The 19,055-nt window shown below is 68.0% G+C and carries 17 protein-coding genes; 3 read left to right on the top strand and 14 right to left on the bottom strand.

The genetic code is table 11. From position 1 onward, the window contains the following. Positions 1-5: 5 nt before the first annotated feature. From HKK74_RS06235 to HKK74_RS06250, 4 genes are all read right to left on the bottom strand, one after another. Entirely contained in the window at positions 6-785 is a 780-nt protein-coding gene (locus HKK74_RS06235) for an ABC transporter ATP-binding protein (RefSeq protein ID WP_187242109.1), read from the bottom strand. Positions 786-794: 9 nt separating this feature from the next. After that, complete coding sequence (locus HKK74_RS06240) at positions 795-1,703, bottom strand: ABC transporter permease (RefSeq protein ID WP_187242110.1); 909 nt, start codon at positions 1,701-1,703, stop codon at positions 795-797. After that, positions 1,700-2,749 (bottom strand): ABC transporter substrate-binding protein, encoded by a 1,050-nt coding sequence (locus HKK74_RS06245; protein ID WP_187242111.1) that lies wholly within the window; start codon positions 2,747-2,749, stop codon positions 1,700-1,702. Before HKK74_RS06245 ends, HKK74_RS06240 begins: the two co-directional genes overlap by 4 nt. Before the next feature lie 107 nt (positions 2,750-2,856). Further along, entirely contained in the window at positions 2,857-3,384 is a 528-nt protein-coding gene (locus HKK74_RS06250; RefSeq protein WP_187242112.1) for a MarR family winged helix-turn-helix transcriptional regulator, read from the bottom strand. A gap of 276 nt (positions 3,385-3,660) precedes the next feature. On the opposite strand from HKK74_RS06250, the gene HKK74_RS06255 reads away from it, so the two are divergent. Beyond that, the gene (locus tag HKK74_RS06255) at positions 3,661-4,767 is read left to right on the top strand and encodes a hypothetical protein (protein ID WP_246491262.1); all 1,107 of its coding nucleotides are present in this window, start codon (positions 3,661-3,663) and stop codon (positions 4,765-4,767) included. Here HKK74_RS06255 and HKK74_RS06260 read toward each other — a convergent pair. From HKK74_RS06260 to HKK74_RS06295, 8 genes are all read right to left on the bottom strand, one after another. Further along, entirely contained in the window at positions 4,719-5,348 is a 630-nt protein-coding gene (locus HKK74_RS06260) for a hypothetical protein (RefSeq protein ID WP_187242113.1), read from the bottom strand. The genes HKK74_RS06255 and HKK74_RS06260 overlap by 49 nt on opposite strands. 71 nt (positions 5,349-5,419) lie before the next feature. Beyond that, positions 5,420-7,102, bottom strand: a complete 1,683-nt coding sequence (locus tag HKK74_RS06265) for a vWA domain-containing protein (protein ID WP_187242114.1) — start codon at positions 7,100-7,102, stop codon at positions 5,420-5,422. Positions 7,103-7,111: 9 nt separating this feature from the next. Beyond that, positions 7,112-8,074: a hypothetical protein gene (locus HKK74_RS06270; protein WP_312881290.1), complete on the bottom strand. Its 963-nt coding sequence runs from the start codon at positions 8,072-8,074 to the stop codon at positions 7,112-7,114. A gap of 198 nt (positions 8,075-8,272) precedes the next feature. Next, on the bottom strand, positions 8,273-8,599 hold the full coding sequence (locus tag HKK74_RS06275; protein WP_187242116.1) for a hypothetical protein: 327 nt from the start codon (positions 8,597-8,599) through the stop codon (positions 8,273-8,275). Between the two features lie 94 nt (positions 8,600-8,693). After that, positions 8,694-9,155, bottom strand: a complete 462-nt coding sequence (locus HKK74_RS06280; protein ID WP_187242117.1) for a peroxiredoxin — start codon at positions 9,153-9,155, stop codon at positions 8,694-8,696. A gap of 62 nt (positions 9,156-9,217) precedes the next feature. After that, on the bottom strand, positions 9,218-9,646 hold the full coding sequence (locus HKK74_RS06285; RefSeq protein ID WP_187242118.1) for a DUF3052 domain-containing protein: 429 nt from the start codon (positions 9,644-9,646) through the stop codon (positions 9,218-9,220). 157 nt (positions 9,647-9,803) lie between these two features. After that, positions 9,804-10,214, bottom strand: a complete 411-nt coding sequence (locus HKK74_RS06290) for a secondary thiamine-phosphate synthase enzyme YjbQ (protein WP_187242119.1) — start codon at positions 10,212-10,214, stop codon at positions 9,804-9,806. 46 nt (positions 10,215-10,260) lie between these two features. Next, a complete protein-coding gene (locus tag HKK74_RS06295) occupies positions 10,261-10,467 on the bottom strand; it encodes a DUF1918 domain-containing protein (protein WP_187242120.1) in 207 nt (68 codons plus the stop codon). A gap of 173 nt (positions 10,468-10,640) precedes the next feature. Between HKK74_RS06295 and aceE the strand changes: the two genes are divergently transcribed. Further along, entirely contained in the window at positions 10,641-13,433 is a 2,793-nt protein-coding gene (gene aceE / locus HKK74_RS06300) for a pyruvate dehydrogenase (acetyl-transferring), homodimeric type (protein ID WP_187242121.1), read from the top strand. A gap of 89 nt (positions 13,434-13,522) precedes the next feature. Here the strand turns inward: aceE and HKK74_RS06305 are convergent, their stop codons facing one another. Together HKK74_RS06305 and HKK74_RS06310 are read right to left on the bottom strand one after the other, a co-directional pair. Then, a complete protein-coding gene (locus HKK74_RS06305; protein WP_246491263.1) occupies positions 13,523-15,424 on the bottom strand; it encodes a helix-turn-helix domain-containing protein in 1,902 nt (633 codons plus the stop codon). A 20-nt stretch (positions 15,425-15,444) separates the two neighbouring features. After that, complete coding sequence (locus HKK74_RS06310) at positions 15,445-16,233, bottom strand: 3-hydroxybutyrate dehydrogenase (protein ID WP_246491264.1); 789 nt, start codon at positions 16,231-16,233, stop codon at positions 15,445-15,447. Positions 16,234-16,687: 454 nt separating this feature from the next. Here HKK74_RS06310 and HKK74_RS06315 point away from each other — a divergent pair, with 454 nt between their 5' ends. Further along, entirely contained in the window at positions 16,688-19,051 is a 2,364-nt protein-coding gene (locus HKK74_RS06315) for a hypothetical protein (protein ID WP_187242123.1), read from the top strand. Positions 19,052-19,055: the final 4 nt, after the last annotated feature.

Raw genomic sequence — 19,055 nt, forward strand, 5'->3', positions numbered from 1 at the left:
GCCGTTCATGCGGACGCCTCTTCCATGCGCATGAAGTCCCTGGTCACCTGCTTCTCGATCTCGAACAGCCGATCGTCCTCCGGCAGCCGGGGGTGCGGGATGTCGATGGGCAGGTCGAGATGGGTCGTGCAGGGCCTGGCGGTGACGACGAGCATGCGCGTGGAGAGGAAGACCGCCTCGCGGATGTTGTGGGTGACGAAGACGATCGTCCGCCCGGTGGCCTGCCAGATCCGCACCAGTTCCAGGCGGAGCTTGCGGGCGGTGATCTCGTCGAGCGCCGAGAACGGCTCGTCGGCGAGCAGAAGGTCCGGTTCGATCGCGAGCCCTCGGGCCAGTGAGACCCGCTGCCGCATTCCACCGGACAGCCGCAGCGGGTAGTAGTCGCCGAATTCGGCCAGCCCCACGAGGTCGAGGTAGCGGTCGACGCGTTCGTTGGCCTCCGCCCGCGGGATCTTCATCTCGTCGAGCGGAAGCCGCACGTTGTCGCGTACCGTCCGCCAGTTCAGCAGGCGCGGCTCCTGGAAGATCACTCCGATCTTCACGGCGGACCGCGACTTCACGCCGATCTCCGTGCCGTTGATGACGATCCGGCCGGAGGTCACGTCGTCGAGCCCGTTGATGATGTTCAGCAGCGTCGATTTGCCGCAGCCCGAGGGGCCGAGTATCGAGAGCAGAGCGCCGTTTTCGACATGGACGGTCAGGCCGTCGATGACGCGCAGCGGGGTGTCCCCCTCTCGCTGGAACTCCTTCTTGACGTCGTCGATGAGCAAATAGGAATCCGACACGATGATCTCCTAGCCCTGCACGCTCGGGCGCCAGCGGGTCAGCCACTTCTCGACCGGCTTGAGGATGAAGAATTCGATCGCCAGCAGGACGATGGTGAACGCGATGGTCCAGGCGAGCACCTGAGTCATGTTGAAGAGGCCGAACCAGTAGTTCAGCTGATAGCCGACGCCGCTCGAGAGACCGATCAGTTCCACGACGGTGGCGATCTTCCATGCCGTTCCCAGCGCATAGCGCAGGGCGGCCAGAATGTACGGAACCAGCTGCGGAACGACGACCTTCCGGAGAATCGACGCGCGTGAGAGGTGGAACGCCTTCCCCATGTGAACGAGCGAGATGTCGATCGCCTTGACGCCCTGCCAGATGTTGATGGCGACGGCGGGTATCGCGGTGACACCGATGGCGATGATCGCGGCGAAGTCGTTCAGGCCGAACCAGAGGATGGCGAGAATTCCGTACACCACGGACGGCACCGTGAAGGCCACCATCACCCACGAGTCGAGGAATTCCTCGCCGAATTTCGACAGCCCCATGATGAGCCCGATGATCAGACCCACGATCACCGCGATGGCCATTCCGGCGACGACCCGGAGGATCGTCTTGTAGAGGTGGACGTAGGTGTCGCCCTCCTGCAGGTTGCCCCACAGGGCGGCGAACACCGAGGCCGGCCCGGGCAGGACACTGTCGGTGAAGAAGAGCGAGGCCACGAACCACAGCGCCCCGAGGGCGACCAGCGACATCACGCGGCGGCGGGTCCCCTGGAAGGTCCGGCGTGACGCCCGGACGGCGGCCACGACGTCCTTCGGCGAGGCCGGCGGACCGGCGGCGACGTTCGGGAGCGGGGCGTCGGACCCGATCACACCGGTGAGGCGATCGGAGTCGACCTGCGCGCCGCCCTTGGCGGCCCGTTCGGCGCTCATGCCGTCGGCTGGAGGTCGAGACGGAACAGCCCCTTCGGCGTCTCGGCGACGAAAGCGTCCTTGCCGAGCACACCGATGAGCCGCTGGATCAACTGGGTCTCGGCGTCGACCTGGGCCTGATCCCACTTGGTGATGTACCGGCTGCCGACGCGGTCCTTGAGCATCTGCGCGGCCTTCGGGTCGGTGATCTTGATCTGCTGGGCGTAGGTGGCCCAGACGTCCTCGTCGCCCTGGATGAACTTCAGCGCGTCGGCCAGGGCACCGGAGAAGGCCCGGAGAACCTCGCAGTTCTTCTCCGCGTACTCGTCGTTCGACGCCACCGTGACGTGCCCCGGGGGCCGGCCGAACTTCTTCTCGTAGTCGGCGGACATGTCACTGAGGACCTTGTACTTGCCCGACAGCAGCGCCTGCACGGTGGCGGTCGTCCCCAGCAGCGCGGCGTCGACCTTGCCCTGGTCCATGAGGCCCATGAGCGCGGAGTCCGGAGCGTCGAGGATGTCCATGTCCTTGCCCATGTCGCCGATCCCGTAGACCTCCTTGGCGACCACCGACTGGATCCCGAACGTGGCGCTCCCGCGACCGCCGAAGGCACCGAGCTTGCGGCCCTTCAGGTCGGCGAACGTCTGGAGCGACGAGGCCTTGGGGGCGAAGACGATGTTGGAGGGCCCGGTGAGGATGTTGAAGATCATCGTGCCGCGCCTGTGGGAGCGGGCCACCGCCATCGCGGTGAGCCCTCCGAAGCCCACGTTGACGACCTTCTCCCCGATCGCGGTGTGCAGCGCGGACGGGTTCTGGAACTTCTTGATGTCGAGCTTCAGGTTGTGCTTCGCGGCATAGCCCTCACGCTCCATGACGAACGTGATCAAGTCCTGGGCACCGGGCTGGATCCCCAGCGACACCGTCGTGGGCTTGCCGAGCGGACCGGAACCGCACGTCGCGGTCTTGGCCTGATCACCGCCCGAGGATGATCCACCGCACGCGGTCGCGGTCAGCCCGACTACGCAAAGCGCGGCGAGCCCGACCCGGATCTGGGTAACGGACCTCATCTTGTCTCCCTTGGAATGTCGCGGTGGCGCCGCTTTTCCATTTCGCATCCATCAGTAGATTTGGATTCACATCCATTGGGTGGGATCTGACTGGTGACGAACAGGGGTCAGGGAAGTCCCGGCCGCTTGTCCTTCGGGCGCCGCGACGCCGTTCCGCCCGGCGTGGCCTTGCCGGGTTCCTCGGATCGGAAGTAGGTCGTCGCCGCTTCATAGATGGTGTTGAGCGATTCGTGCAGCCGTTGCCTCGCCTCCTCGGGGAGTACGCGAAGGAGATCCTCGGTGACGCTCCCCAGGGCCAATTGCCCGGCTACGCACGCGGAATGGCCGACAGGCGTCAGCTCCAGATGGCGCAGCCGCCGGTCATCGGGGTCCGCTCCCCGCGTGAGCAGACCGCGTCGTACGAGACCGTCGACGCTCTCCGACACCGTCGGCAACGTCAGGTTCCCGAAGGCGGCGAGGGCGGCGAGCGACGTGTGTCCCTCGCTGATCCGGACCAGCAGCCGATGCTGACGGTACGTCAGCGGGATTTCCAGCTGGCCCAGCACCTTGTTGTTCAGGCGGCTGAAACGGGCCGCCACGACGATGAGCAACTGCGCAGTGGGCTCGATCTCGGGAATCTGCTCACGCTCCGCCACAGTGCCGCTCTCTCTGGTAGACAGAAGGGATACTTAGGGACCCATATTGATTACTTAGGGGCCCATAGTGAATCCGTTGATCCGACGATGTCAAGAGGGTGACGTGAAGCGGCTCACACTGGAATCGCGCGACTACTAACCGTCATCGCACCGGCGCCGTGACCGCGCGACCGCTTCCGCGCTTCCGAGCGAGGCGGGCGTAGGTTAACCTCGCGATCGACAACTCCATGCCCTTCGTTCGAGCCGGCAGGTCGGCCCGATGACGAGGAGTCCCGTTTGACAGCCGTCCTGATCGTGATGTGCCTTCTGGTCGGAGCCCTGGAGCTGTACGCGGGCACGCGGCACAAGAGACAGGCCGAGGACTTCCAGCGCCGGATCGACGAGCTGAAGACGCAGGTCGGCAAGCAGAGCAACGTGCTCGTCACCGTCGGCGAGCAGCTCACCGCCGAGGTCGCCAGGGTCAAGCGGGACGTGCTGCCGGGCATGGACTCGCGTCTGCGGCACAACACCATGCAGCTGGACCAGTTCCGGCAACTGCTGGGCCAGGCCGACGAGTACATCAGGGCACAGGCCATGCGGCTGCACGACCTGGAAAAGCAGAAGATCATTCTGTCGGCGCTGCGCCGCAAGCTCATCGACGTCGAGTCCTCGATGCGGCCTCTGCTCGAGGACGGCACCGGCGAGGAGCGGAACGGCGAGAAGGTCGAGACGGCCCTGACCCGCATCTCCGACCTCGAGCGCGGCGGCGACGAGATGCTCGATCTCCAGCGCGACCTCACGCAGGCGCTGGAAGGAGTGGAGGACGTCGTCACCGACCTGCTCCGCTACACCTCCGACGAACTCGACGAGGCGGTCACCGCCTCACTGACCGGCCGGCCGGCCGACGGCACGACGGTCGCCGGCCGGCTGTGGTCGGCCGACCCGCAGGTACGGGATCTGCTGGTCGAGGCGTACGAGCAGTGCCTGGAGGCCGGCCTGCTCCACGTCAGGTTCAAGACCACCGACGGCGACCCGGAACGGCTGCGCTACTTCCTGACCGGCCGCGGCATGTCCGAGCTGGCCCGGGGCTACGCCGCGCTGCTGATCTCGATCGGGATGGACCTGCAGCAGGGGCGGCCGCAGCCGGCCGACGCGGCCGCGCTCCGGGCGATGCTGCGGGCCCTGCACGAGAGCGACGGCGCCACTGCGCAGATCGGCCCGCTGATCGTCGTGCGCACACCGGAGGCGCTGCTCTGCGCCGTGCTCAGGCACTCTCAGGGCCTGGAGTTCGAGAACTACGGGCTGCTGTGGGACCCCGCCGTCGCCGCGGACCGGCTACGGCGGCTCCCGGCCCATCAGATCTGGGATCTGACCGCCTGGGCGGCCCAGTCCCCCGAGGCGTAGGCGTGCACGGCCTCCCCTGACGGCCGGTCGCCGAACCGCACGAACAGCGGGCAGCTCACCGATCCCGTCACCGCGTCGACCTCAGCGCACAGGCCGATGCCCGCGCCGGGGTCGAGGAGCACCGCGTTCTCGACCGCACGGGCCGCCCGGACGGCGGGGACCACCGAACCCTCGTCGGCCGCCGCGAACAGCGACTCGAACGTGAGCCGGCGCGCGTAACGCATCAGCCCCGCCGCGTCGAGGACCCGGGTGCCGGCGGCCGAGGCGGCACCGGTGATGACGATGCCGATGGACCGCACGTCGCTTCCGCGTACGTAGATCTCCCGCTGTGGCTCGCTCCGGGCGCTGCGGGCCCGCAGGGACAGGCCGAAGCCCGAATCGGCGCTGTGGAAGACGGGGATGCCGAGCATCGACGAGCGCTCAGCGAGACGCACCGACCCGATCGCCACCGTACGCTCCGGCGCGAACACCTCAAGACCCTTGACCAGCAGCTTCCAGATCGCCCTGTCGACCAGCAGGGAGCGAACGTCCTCCCGGGATCCTCGTGATGCGGCCGGCTCGTCATCGTCCCCGGTGACCATGCGGCCATCCTCCGCTGCCGGATCGCAGCCGACAAGGGGTCCGGTCGATCTTGCGTCAGGACGAGTCACGGCTACTGATAGCCGCGGATCTCCTTGAACACGGCCTCCAGCGACTGCGAGCGCGCGTCGAACGTACGGCCCCCGGTGAGACTCGCCAGCTCGCCCATCTCACCGGTCGCCGCCTCACCGAACAGCACCGGGAAGACCGGCACGCGGCGGACCTCGGCCGGCTGCGCCGCCAGCCACGAGCGGAAGTCCACGAGCGCGATGCCGCGGTTGTTCTCACCGTCGGACATCAGCACGATCGAGGTGAACCGGTCGTCGTCGCCGCGGCCGAGCACCTCGTAGGCCCGCTGGACGCTCGAGTAGACGGCGGTGTTGCCGCCGACGCCGAGCGACTGTGTGTACGACCGCACGCGGGCCAGTTCGGCCGTGGGGTCTGCCTCGGGGATGACGAAGGAGCGGGTCTCGCGGGGGGCGTCGCTGAACGGGATCAGCGTCACCTCCTCGCGGTTGTGGAACCGCTGGAACCGCCCGGCCAGTGACGCGTCCGCCCCGGTCAGCGCGGTGAGCGCCGCCTTCAGCCCCGCCAGCCGGTCTCCCTTCATGGAGCCGGACACGTCGAGGACGTAGGCGGTGCGCGCCGGCCGGCGGATCCGGTCGAAGTAGGCCCCGATGAGCGCGTCCACGGCGTCGAGCCGGGCCGGGAACGGCAGCTCGGGCGGCATCTCCGCGAACCGGGCCTCCGGCCGGACCTGCGGATTCACCGGCCGGCGGTGCACCTGCGTCATGATCCGCCGTTGCACGTCCGGCCGCCGCAGGTAGTCGGTGAGCACACGGTGACGCTCCCGGGCGTCACCCGACGCGTCGGCCAGCGATGTGAGCGGGTAGTCGGCGCTGATCACCCCGTCGGCGGGATGGACGAGCGTCAGCCGCTCGGGCAGCCGCCGGGACTCGTTCAGCGAGAGCAGCACGGACTCGTAGTTGACCAGCCCGTCCACCTGGGGACCGGCCGCGGCCCCCTGGGTGACGCGCCGGACGTAGGAGTCCGAGAGCCATCCGGACGAGCCGGCGGTGAGGATCTGGCCCGTGAAGAAGCTCTCGAGCCGGGGGGCGATCTCGTCGACGGTCCCGGTCTGGAGCGCCGCGCCGTCGCCCGACAGCGCCGCGGCCACGGCCACCAGGGCGGAGAAGCCGGAGTTGGAGGCGGCCGGGTTGGTCATCCCGTAGGTGAACTTCCGCTCGGCCGCCGCCTCGGCGATGTCGGACCAGGTCGGCCGCTTGGTGTCCCACCCGAGCCGCGACGCGACCGACGCGCGCACGCCCAGCACCACCGGTGAGGACATCGTCTTGACCGCCGTGCCGAGCCTGCTCTGCGCTCCGGGGTGCAGCGACAGGTAACGGTTGGAGGAGAACCAGATGGCGTCGTATCGGCGGTCCACCTTGCCCTCGAGGATCCTCTGGACGCCGTCCAGCGTGCCCGCGTAGTCCATCTGGACCCGTACGCCGGTGTCGCGCTCGGCCTGGGCCAGGATCGGCCCGAGGTCGGCCAGCTCGCTGCCGGCGAGCACGCGCAGCACTCCGGGCGCGTCGCCCTTGCCGTCGTCCCCGCCCTGGCACGCCGCCGCGAGGAGCAGGACCGCGGCCGTGACCGCCGCGGCGACGGCCCGAAGCGGCCCCGCCCACGCCCGCGCCCCCGTGCCCCTGGTCCTGCGCGTCCGTACGACGACCAGGTCCCCACGGGTCTGCGTCATCTGGCTCCTTCAGCCGTAATTCTTCTCGACGGCCCGCAGCAGGCGTTCGAGCGTCTCGTAGGAAGGGGGGTCCGCGACGTCGATGAGGTCCGCCGCGACCGGGACCTGCTGTTCGGCCGCGACCTGGGCGAACTGGTCCGGCTGCGCGGTACGGAAGCCGTACCGCGCGGCGAGGCGCTGCAGCCCCGCATCGGAGGTGAGCAGCCGGCCGACCTTGTCGCCGTTCGCGTTGAGCGGCACGAGGGTGTGCTTGGACAGCACGGTCGGCGAGGGGTACGTCAGGACCATGCCGGGCTTGATGTCACCCCGGACGGCGCGGTGGACGAACTGGGCCTCGTAGACGCAGACCAGCGGCGTCTTGCCCATGCCGATCGACAGGTAGTCCTCGAACGGGCCCTCGGTGGTGTTCTCCGTGTAGCCCTGGTCGAGGAAGAGCCGGCTGAGCAGGGGAAGCACCCTGGCCTCGGCTTCGGCGCCCTGCACGACCTCGCCGCCGTTGGCCGCGTAGGCGGCGATCGCGAGGTACATGGCCGCCGAGTTGGAGCTGCGCGGGTCGGTCGTCGACACCAGCACGTTCTTGCGTACCGGATAGGCGGTGTTGCCGGCCAGCTGATCCCAGCGCGTGCCCTTGTCGACCAGGTCGAGGTATCGCCTGACGTCGAAGGTGCGGACGCCTCCCCGGCCCGCCGCGACCACTCCGGCCTTCGCGAGCACGTCGACGATCGGCTGGAAGGTGGCGATCGCCATCGGTGAGGAGAACGGCGCGTATTTCGTGGTGATCCCGCGGTCCTTCTGAATGCGGTCGGCCGCGGGGGAACTGGAGGGAAATGCGAAGTCGTATCGGCCGAGGTCGACCGAGGTGGCGATCTGCCGGGAGCCCGCGGGGTCGACGTCGACCTTCAACCCCTGCCGCTCCAGCGCCTTCCGTACCTGTGGGTCGGCGAAGAACGCCTGCTTCTCTGAGCCGATCACGCCGCGGACGGTCGTGAGCCCGGACCCACCGATACGATCGCCAAAAACGATCACGATTGCGACGGCGATCCCGAGTCCCGCCGCGAGGAATAGCGAAATGCCCCGTTTCATTTGGGCCAGAGCATGACGGCCACGTCCGTACACGGGCCGAGCGCGGGATGGCCGGGGCCTTAAGGGCCGGCGGCCGGTACATTACGGCTAGGGCACTCTGCCTTTTTTGAGCACCCGCTCGAGCGCCTCGGCCACCTCTTCGGACAGCCCCGGCGCGCCGGGGCCGGTGACGTCCCCGGCCGGGCTGTCCGCCTCTCGTACGTGACCGCAGTCGCGGCACTCCACCTCGCCCAGCCGGCAGACCAGCACGGTCGAGCCGCAGTCCGCGCAGCGATCGAGCTCGGCCGTCCAGTCATGGACGGCCTGACAGCCGGGGCAGACCAGTACCTGCCGGTCCGCCCGCACTCCGCGCTTCCATGGACTCGCGCCCCGTGCGGGGTCGGTCTGCCGAGCCCCGCATCGGTAGCAGGGCATCGTGCCTCCATGCTGATCCCCGGCCCTCTTCGCGAGGGCCGGCCCGGCGGATCCGCGCGGGCGGGTCCTCGCCGCTGAGGACCCGCCCGGCGGGTCAGAGCTCTGCGAGCGCCTTACGGTAGTCGCCGATGTCGCGCGCGTCGGGAATCGCGTTCGAGACCTTCCAGCGCACAACGCCCTCCTTGTCGATGATGAAGGTGCCGCGCGTGGCGAGGCCGGCCTTGTCGTCGAAGACGCCGTAGGCCCGGGCCACGTCGCCGTGCGGCCAGAAGTCCGACAGCAGCGGGAATTCGTACCTCTCCTGCTCGGCCCAGGCCCGGTGGGCGAACATCGAGTCGACCGACACGGCCACGACCTGTACGTCGTCCTGGTCGCCGAGAGTCGGGAGTTCGTCACGGATCGCGCACAACTCACCGGTGCAGACGCCGCTGAAGGCGAGCGGGTAGAAGACGAGGACGACGTCCTTCTTCCCGCGGAAGTCCGAAAGCTTCACCGGTGTACCGTGCTGGTCCTTCAGCTCGAAATCCGGCGCGCTGTCGCCGACCTCGACCGCCATGGCAGTTCCTTTCGTCAACCTGAGATGTCAAGGCAAGTCTGCCACCGCTCAGGCCGGCGTGCTCAGCGGCGCGTCTTGGGCGCCACCAGGCGAGTTCCGGACCAGTCCCTGGCCGCGCTCACGCTGCTCGTCTGGGACAGACCCGCGATCGGTGCGGCCTCGCCGATGTCACTCGGCTCGACATGCCCGTCCCGGCCTGCCTTCGGCGTCAGCAACCACACGTGGCCCCCGCCCGTGACGGCCGTCATCGCGTCGATCAGGCCCTCCACCAGATCGCCGTCTTCGTCGCGCCACCACAGCAGCACGACATCGACCACTTCCTCGTAGTCCTCGTCGACCAGCTCGGTCCCGGTGACCGTTTCGATGGAGCTGCGCAGCTCATCGTCACAGTCATCGTCGTAGCCGATCTCCTGCACCACCTGGCCGGCCTTGAAGCCGAGCCGTTCGGCCAGGCTGCGCTCAGTCTGCGCCTGACCCGCGGTCGCGCTCACGAACGTCCTCCCAATGTCGTTGGTGCCGCACCTGTTGTCTCCGGTCCCCGGCGGGGACCTTTTCGCTGCGCCGTGCGGTATTGCGGGACAGTCCACACAAGTGACCGCCCCGAGCGCAAGTGCCTAACGGGCATCTGAATGAACCTGGCCACTTCAGTCAGGCTCCCGCGAGGAAGGACAGCCGCACCTGACGCTCTGTGTTATCGACATTCAGGTCCACTACGGACACCGACTGCCAGGTGCCAAGAGCCATCCGTCCTTCGATGACGGGAATCGTCGCATACGGAGGGACCAGCGCGGGCAACACGTGCGATCGCCCATGTCCACGGGACCCGTGGGCGTGCCGCCACCGGTCGTCGGCGGGCAGCAACTCCCGGAGCGCGGCGAGTAGATCGGTGTCACTGCCCGCACCCAGTTCGATCAGGGCGACCCCCGCGGTGGCGTGCGGCACGAACACGTGCAGCAGACCGTCCCCGCCGGCCGACGCGGCGAACTTCTCACACTCGGCGGTGATGTCGAATACCGCCTCACGGCCGCCTGTGGCCACATTGATCACTGTTGTCCTCATAGACACCTGTCTACCCCGTCCGTGCCGAACACGCCCGAGCGAGGCGTCAGACCTCCCTGATGTTGTCGGCGCGGCTGGATTCCACGACGGCATCCGGCCCGGGGAAGACCAGTCCGGTGTGCCCATCGTCGAACCGCACGACGTACGGCGGTTCGCCGAAATCGCCACGCACCTCGATGATGTCTCCACTCTTGTCCGGCTGCCCCACCGTGTTGCGGTGGACGTGCAGCCGGTCTCCCACTGTCGCCTGCATGTGACCAGCCTCTAACGAGTTCGGCCGCACGCCAAGAGGCAGAAGGAAGATCTGCGCGTACCTGCAGGTTACCGTGGAGTAGAGATGCGTTAGCGGTCATGACGTATCACCATGGACAGCAGCAGCACCGACGACCCGTCGAAGCAGAATTTCGGCAAGCAAGAGGGGACCCTGTGGCTTCCGGACGCCAACGCTTTTCGATCATCAGCGACGGCCTTCCGAGCCAGCTCCCGGACATCGACCCCGATGAGACCCGGGAATGGCTGGAATCGCTCGACACGGTCATCAAGACCGAGGGCCGCACCCGCGCGCGCTACCTGATGCTGCGGCTGCTGGAGCGCGCCCGCGAGCAACAGGTCGGCGTGCCGAGCCTGCGCAGCACGGACTTCATCAACACCATCCCGCCGGAGCACGAACCCTGGTTCCCCGGCGACGAGCACATCGAGCGCCGCGTCCGGGCCTACATCCGATGGAACGCGGCGATCATGGTGTCGCGGGCCAACCGCCCAGAGCTGTCGGTGGGCGGGCACATCGCCACGTACGCCTCCGCGGCGTCCCTCTACGAGGTCGGCTTCAACCACTTCTTCCGCGGCAAGGACCACGGCGAGTCCGGCGACCAGGTCTTCATCCAGGGCCACGCCGCCCCGGGCATCTACGCCAGGGCCTTCCTCGAGGGCCGGCTGCCCGAGGCCCGGCTCGACGGCTTCCGCCAGGAGATCTCGCACCCGAGCGGCGGCCTGTCCTCCTACCCGCACCCGCGGCTCATGCCGGACTTCTGGGAGTTCCCGACGGTCTCCATGGGTCTCGGGGCGATCGGAGCGATCTACCAGGCGCGGTTCAACCGCTACCTGCTCGCCCGCGAGATCAAGGACACCTCGCGCTCGCAAGTGTGGGCCTTCCTGGGCGACGGCGAGATGGACGAGCCCGAGTCGCTCGGCGCGATCGGCATGGCCGCCCGCGAGGAGCTCGACAACCTGACGTTCATCGTCAACTGCAACCTGCAGCGGCTGGACGGTCCCGTACGCGGCAACGGCAAGATCATTCAGGAGCTCGAGTCGTTCTTCCGCGGTGCCGGCTGGAACGTGATCAAGGTGATCTGGGGCCGCGACTGGGACCCGCTGCTCGCCCAGGACGTCGACGGCGCGCTCGTCAACAAGATGAACACCACGCCGGACGGCCAGTTCCAGACCTTTTCGGTGGAGAAGGGCGCCTACATCCGCGAGCGCTTCTTCGGCGACGACCCCCGGCTGCGCAAGATGGTCGAGCACCTGTCCGACGACGAGATCAGCAAGCTCTCGCGCGGCGGGCACGACTACCGCAAGCTCTACGCGGCGTTCAAGTCGGCGCGCGAGCACGTCGGCCAGCCGACGGTGATCCTGGCGCACACGATCAAGGGATGGACCCTCGGCCCGGACTTCGAGGCCCGGATGTCCAGCCACCAGATGAAGAAGCTCAGCAAGAACGAGCTCAAGACCTTCCGCGACCGGCTCTTCCTGGAGATCCCCGACTCGGCGCTCGAAGCGGACCTGCCGCCCTACTACCACCCGGGCCAGGACTCCGAGGAGATCCAGTACATGCAGGAGCGCCGCGCCGCCCTCGGCGGCTACCTGCCCAAGCGGGTGGTGCGCGCCAAGCCGCTGAAGCTCCCCGGCGACGCCGCCTACAAGGAGCTCAAGCAGGGCTCGGGCAAGCAGGCGGTCGCCACCACGATGGCGTTCGTACGGCTGCTCAAGGACCTCATGAAGGACAAGGAGATCGGCTACCGCTTCGTGCCGATCATCCCGGACGAGGCCCGTACGTTCGGCATGGACTCGCTGTTCCCCACGGCCAAGATCTACGCGCCGAACGGGCAGACCTACGAGCCCGCCGACCGGCACCTGATGCTGTCGTACAAGGAGTCCGGCAAAGGCCAGATCCTGCACGAGGGGATCAGCGAGGCGGGCGCGATGGCGTCGATGACGGCCGCCGCTTCGTCCTACGCCACCCACGGCGAGCACGTGATCCCGATCTACATCTTCTACTCGATGTTCGGTTTCCAGCGGACCGGCGACCAGATGTGGGCCCTCGGCGACCAGATGGGCCGCGGCTTCCTGCTCGGCGCCACCGCGGGCCGCACCACGCTGACCGGTGAGGGCCTGCAGCACAACGACGGGCACTCGCCGCTGCTCGCCTCGACCAACCCCGCCTGCGTCTACTACGACCCCGCGTGGGCGTTCGAGGTCTCGTACATCGTGCAGGACGCACTGCGCCGGATGTACGGCTCGACCGAGGAGCACCCGAACGGCGAGAACATCTTCTACTACCTCACGATCTACAACGAGCCGTACGTCCAGCCGGCCGTGCCCGAGGGCATCGACGCGCAGGGCCTGCTGAAGGGGCTCTACCACTACGCCGACGCCCCGGCGTCGGCCGGTGAAGGAGAGCGCCCGCGGGCGCAGGTCCTCGCCTCCGGCGTGGCGGCCCGGTGGGCGCTGGAGGCCCAGCGGATGCTGGCCGAGGACTGGGGCGTCGCCGCGGACGTGTGGTCGGCCACCTCCTGGACCGAGCTGCGCCGCGAGGCCATGGACTGCGACTCCTGGAACCTGCTGCACCCCGACGAGGAGCAGAAGGTGCCGTACGTGACGCGCGCGCTGGAGGGCGCGCCCGGCCCGATCGTCGCGGTGAGCGACTTCATGCGGGCGGTACCCGACCAGATCGCCCGCTGGGTGCCCGGCGACTACTCCTCGCTCGGCACGGACGGGTTCGGATTCTCCGACACCCGCGCGGCGGCCCGCCGGTTCTTCCACGTCGACGCCGCGTCGACCACCCTGGCGGTGCTCACCCGGCTCGTGCAGCGCGGCGAGCTCAAGCCCGAGACGCTGCAGCAGGCGATCGAGCGCTACCAGCTCGGCGCGGGCGCGGGCGCCGTCGTGGGCCCGGACGCCACGCCTGCCGAGACCAGCACCGACAGCATGCAGGTCGGCTGAGCTCGGTCGCACGGTTCTGAGGACGCCCTCCGTCATGCCGACGGAGGGCGTCCTTGTGGTCGTCCTTCTCGGAGCGGGGTTCACGGCGGTCAGTCCGGCGGGGTCCGCAGGCGGTGCAGTCGCAGCGCAAGCTGGAGTTCCAGTGCGCGGTCCGGCTCCTGCCAGTTCTCGCCCAGCAGATGGCCGATCCGATCCAGCCGCTGGGTCACCGTGTTGACGTGGATGTGCAGCCGCTCAGCGGTACGCGAAAGGCTGCCGCCGCTCCCGAAGTAGGTCTCCAGGGTCTGCACCAGGCCGGTGCCCCGGCGCGCGTCGTAGTCCAGCACCGGTCCGAGCGTCGAGGTAAGGAAACCCACGACGTCCCGGTTGTCGCCGACCAGCAGGCCGACGAAACCGAGCTCCTCGGCGCTCGCGGCGTCGCCCTCGCGGCCGAGGGCGAGCAACGCGTCCGTGCAGCGCCGCGCCTCCTGGAACGCGGCGGCCACCCGGTCGAATCCGATGACCGGCCCGGCCGCCCCGGCCGTGGCCGCGACGCCGAGGGACGCGCCGAGCTCCTTGGCCACCCGGCGGGCGACGACCCCCGGCTCCTCGCCGGGCAGCAGCAGCACCATCTCGTCACCCCGGATGGCGACGAGCCCTCGCTCCACCGCCGCGTGGGAGGCGGCCCAGAAGGCCGCGCGCTCCCGATGGCCCTGCCTGCCGGCGCCTCCGGCCTCTGCCGCCGTCCGGGCCACGACCACCACGTGCGCCGCGCCGACGTCGACGCTGACCAGCCGCGCCCTCCGGGCCAGTGCGTCCGGGTCGGACAGTCTCCCGGCGAGCAGATCGTCGAGCAGCTCTCCCCGTACCCTGCCCTCGGCCTCGGCGACGGTGCGGCCGAACAGCAGCAGGAGCGCGGTGACCAGCGCGGCCCGTTCGAGAATGCGCTGGTCGGTGTCCTGCACGTCCTCGTCGGTGCGCAGCACGAGCGTGCCGAGGGCCTCGGCGCCGGCGGTGACGGAGGCCACCCAGAGCTCGCCGCGCCGTACCGTACGGCCGATGCCGCGCGAGGAGGCGACCGCGGCGGCCACGTCGGCCTCGTCGAGGTCGCCGACGGCGCCGACCGCGGCAAGCCGCCGGCCGTCGGCGTCGAGGACGAGCAGGGCCCCGCCGAGCACGTCGATCACGACGGCGGCGACGTCCTCCACGCCTCCACCCCGTACGACGAGGTCGGTCATGCGGTCGTGCGCCAGGGCTGCGCGCTCGACGGCGGCGCTGTGCGCCCTGATGAACTCGTTGGCGGAGCTCAGCTCCTCCAGCGCCGCCCGGGTCTCCTCCAGCAGCCGCGCGTTGTCCATCGCCACGGCGGCGTGCGCGGCCAGTGAGGAGAGCAGCACGACCTCCTCCTGAGCGAAGGGGCGGGCGCTGCGGTTGGCCGCGAAGAGCACCCCGATGCCCCTCGGGCCGAGCCGCATCGGCACGCCGAGGATCGCGACGATGCCCTCCTCTTGCACGGCGGTGTCGATGGTGCCCCGGTGGTTGAACCGTTCATCGGCGAAGTAGTCGGGGGTCGTGTAGGGGACCGCCGTCTGGTCCACCAGGCCCCCGAGCCCGGCGCCCGCGGGCAGCCGCAGGGCCCGGAACGCGGCCGACACCGAGCCGTCGGTCACGCGCATGTACGTGTCGCCGCGTTCGTCGTCGTGCAGAGTCATGTACGACACATCGGCCTTGAGCAGCTGGCGGGCCCTGCGCACGATCGCCTCGAGCACCGAGTCGAGATCACGCAGGCCCGCGAGGTCGCTGGCCGTGTCGAACAGCGCCGACAGCTCGGCCTCGCGGCGGGCACGGCGCTCCAGCAGGGCCCGCACCCGGAGTGCGGCGACCTTGGCCCGGTCGAGCTCCGCGAGCACCTCGGCGCTCGCGCCCGCAGCACGGGCTTCGAGCAGCGGCCCCTCGAACTCGACCGCTGAGGCCTCGCGCGCCAGGAGTTCGAGGAATGTACGACATGACATGCGACTCATTGTGCGCCGGTTCAGTGAGCGGTCCATCCGCCGTCGATGGTCAACGAGGCCCCAGTGATCATCGATGCGTGCGGAGAGCAGAGGTAGGCGACGAGCTCGGCGACCTCGTCGGGCTCGATGAGCCGCTTGACCGCCGCCTTGGCCAGCATGACCCGCTCGACGACCTGGTCGGCCGGCATGTCGTGGGTTCGGGCCTGGTCGGCGATCTGGTCCTCCACCAGCGGCGTACGGACGTACGCCGGGTTGACGCAGTTGGACGTCACGCCATGCGCGGCCCCCTCGAGGGCGATCACCTTGGACAACCCCTCCAGCGCGTGCTTGGCCGTGACGTACGCGGACTTGTACGGCGAGGCCCGCAGCCCGTGCACGGACGAGACGTTGATGATCCGGCCCCAGCCGCGTTCGTACATGCCGGGCAGGGCGCGCCGCACGATGCGGAAGGGCGCCTCGACCATGATCCGCATGATGCGGGCGAACTCCTCGGGCGGGAACGCCTCCAGCGGCGCCACATGCTGGAGCCCCGCGTTGTTCACCACGATGTCGGCCGTGGCGTCGAGCTCCTCGACCGCCGCCATGTCGGAGAGATCGACCGGCCGCGCCGTACCGCCGATGTCCGCCGCGGCCTCCACAGCGGCGTCCGCCCGGATGTCGACGACCACCACATCGGCACCGGCGAGGGCGAGCCGCTGCGCGCACGCCCGCCCGATCCCGCTAGCCGCGCCGGTCACAAGAGCACGCCTGCCGGCCAGATTCAGGTCGGCGGACCCGCGGGCCGCCGAATGCGGACTCAAGCTCATCATGGACGCAGAACCTACGGAGACCACCTGCCGCCTCCCATGTGTCGGGCCGACACATTCACGGCCCGGGCGATGTGATCCACCTCCGTGTGCGTGGGGTCGCCAAAGGGTCGGCGGGACGCGAGGGCTGCCGGGGCTGCGACGACCCATGATCGTCCACATATGGTGGCGTCCGCCATGACCGAAGTGGATCAAGTAACCCGACCGGCCCCCTCAGTGCCACACCCCTTGATCGACACCCCAGCAGAAACCCGCCGTGATCATGCAGTTGTTCGCCTCAGGGCGGCTTGCCCATACGGACCGAACACGTTTCGGCTCAGTGGAGCCAACGGTGCAGTCTGCCGGACTCGTCCCCGTGTTGTCCGATGCGCATTGACCCGAGGGTTTACTCACGCCGTTGACGCTGTGTCCCTGATGCGCTACCTCTGGTCGGACGGGTGGAAGGGGCGCGTGCGGCATGGCCGGTACGAAGGTGGACGTGCAGGCGGTCCAAGCCGAACTCAACGCTATTCGCGGTCGGATGACGGATGTCACTCGCCTCATGAGCCCACAGGTCTGGCAGGGCGGCTCGGCCGGCCTCTTCACCACTGATCTCCAAGGCCATAACCGGTCACTGGGCCTCATGATGTTGCGCGTCTTGAGGGCGGTGGCGGCACTCAACGATCTGGCCATGGTCCTCGACCCGCCGGACATACCGCGCGTAACCCCTCAACCCGCGTTGTCCAATGGGATCGCATCGGTGTCCCCGAACGGGCTGCGGCAGTTGGAGTCGACCCTGCGTCTTGCCACTGAGGCGCTCCCCCGGCACGGAAGTCGTATCCAGGCGTTACTGTCGGCGGCCGGCCCACATGACGTGAGCACGGTTCAGTGCAAGCGCACCGCCGCATGGTGCTACGACCAGGCCCGCCAGATGCGGACGCGGATCCACTATGCCCTGGCCGACGACAACGTCAGCCCGATGTTCGGCGTGATGAACCGTGGGCTGGCCCAGATTCCCGACGCCCACCGGTTCGGGCGCTCTGAGATGGAACAGCTCGCCAAGCTGCAGGCACAGGCGTACCACAAGAATCTGGAGCACCCGTCCGAGGGATCACAGGCGGCGCTGGCGGACATCGGCGAATCGCTACAGGAGAACAGTAAAGACGGAAAGTACCTCAAGACGTTCTTCGACGCGGTGCCCGCCGGCTCGATCGGCAAGCTCGCCATTACGCTCCGCGGGCAGCACAAGGATGACGATCCGGTCCGGAAGACCATCCTCGACAGCAAGGACAAGCAGATCGTTGCGAACTTCGGTAGCGCCGTTGCCGCAGCGAGCCGCAAGAAGGTGCTGAACCGGCACGCCCAGGACGCTCTCAGCAAGAGTCAGGGCGTGGACATGTGGTCATCGGCGATGCTGCTGAAGTTCGGCCCGCCAGGCAAGGAGTGGGATCCGGAGCTCCTTGCAGGGATGACCAATTCGATCCTTGCCTGGAGCCGCCGGCAGCGCGAAGCATACATGCCACATCCTCCTCCCCGCCCACCGTATGAGTCGTTCAGAAAGCCTTTCAACGACACTGAACAGTGGGCTCTGGATCTAGGACTCAATCCGACCGATGCGTTGATCGCCAGTCGCGATCCCGCAAAGGTCAAGCAAGTCGTTGCTCAATGGGACCCGGTCATCCCAGTGCTCAAGCGCGCTACAGAGAACGGAACCGCGGCACGATTGTCATTGGGAAACTACAAGGACCCTGCGAGTGCGGCCCGCGCGGCGGGTGACCTCATCGATCCACTGTGGTTGGAGCGTCACCCCAGCAAGGACCTCGAGCCACAGGTCAACGCATTCCTGAAGGCGGCCACCACTGCGAAGCGGGGCGGATCCGACGATATGCGCATGGCGGCGCAATCATTCGCCAGCATCTTGGACGCGGTCAGCAAGCTTCCAGATCGCCGCGAGTCGGTAAAGATCGTCATCCCGGCCCAGACCCGTCACACTCTCACGCAGATCGCTGGAGCATACGGCCACGATCTGATGCGCTCGGTTGCGCCTGCCAATACGTCCAACGGCGCAGCAAACATTACACAACCTGATGACGAGTATTGGCTGACACTGAGTAACCCGCAGTACGTTCAGACCTTCCTGCAGAAAGTCCTCATCGATCCGAAGGATTTGGGTTACTTCAAAGGCATCACTGATGCACTCACCGTTACAGGAGTCACTCTCCAGTCTAAGGGTAAGCTTGGCGACCAAGATCTGGTTTCCCTTGTCGGGCGGCTCCAAGCCGCCCGACAACTTGCGGAGAACGCGCAACGCCTAGAAGGTGCTCAAGAAAGGGACCGGCAGGCTAAGATCCGTAAAGCAGCATTCGATGTAGCAGTGAGTTACTTCGGCCAGTTGCCGACCGTGGGCTACGGCAAGGACATCGACAAGGAGCACGTGGGGTTGCAGGCGACGCAGCGACTCGTTGACCACACGCAGCCGTTCATGGACGTCACGATGAGCGAAGCCCAGAAGAACAAGGGGGGCATCCTGTTCACCGGAAACGAGGATCTAGCTCGGCAGGTGAATCAGGCTTCCATCGGTGACGCCCGTACACGTACGCGGAACCTTGTGATTCAAGGTCTGATCAACGCCGGTAGGCTCGAACCTCCAGCAGATGCCACTTGGTTGAAAAACGGTGTGGTGACACCAGCTGGCGATACCACCGAATCGGGTTCTGACGAGCGAACCAACCTTGACGTGTTCGCTGGAAATCACACGAAGACGATAAACGCATACGGCGATCGAATACTAAAAGCCTTTAATGAAAGCTTGCAGGTCGACAAGACCGGCACCCCGCAGTAACCGC

This window comes from Actinomadura alba (assembly GCF_014323705.1).
Classification (GTDB): domain Bacteria; phylum Actinomycetota; class Actinomycetes; order Streptosporangiales; family Streptosporangiaceae; genus Actinomadura_C; species Actinomadura_C alba.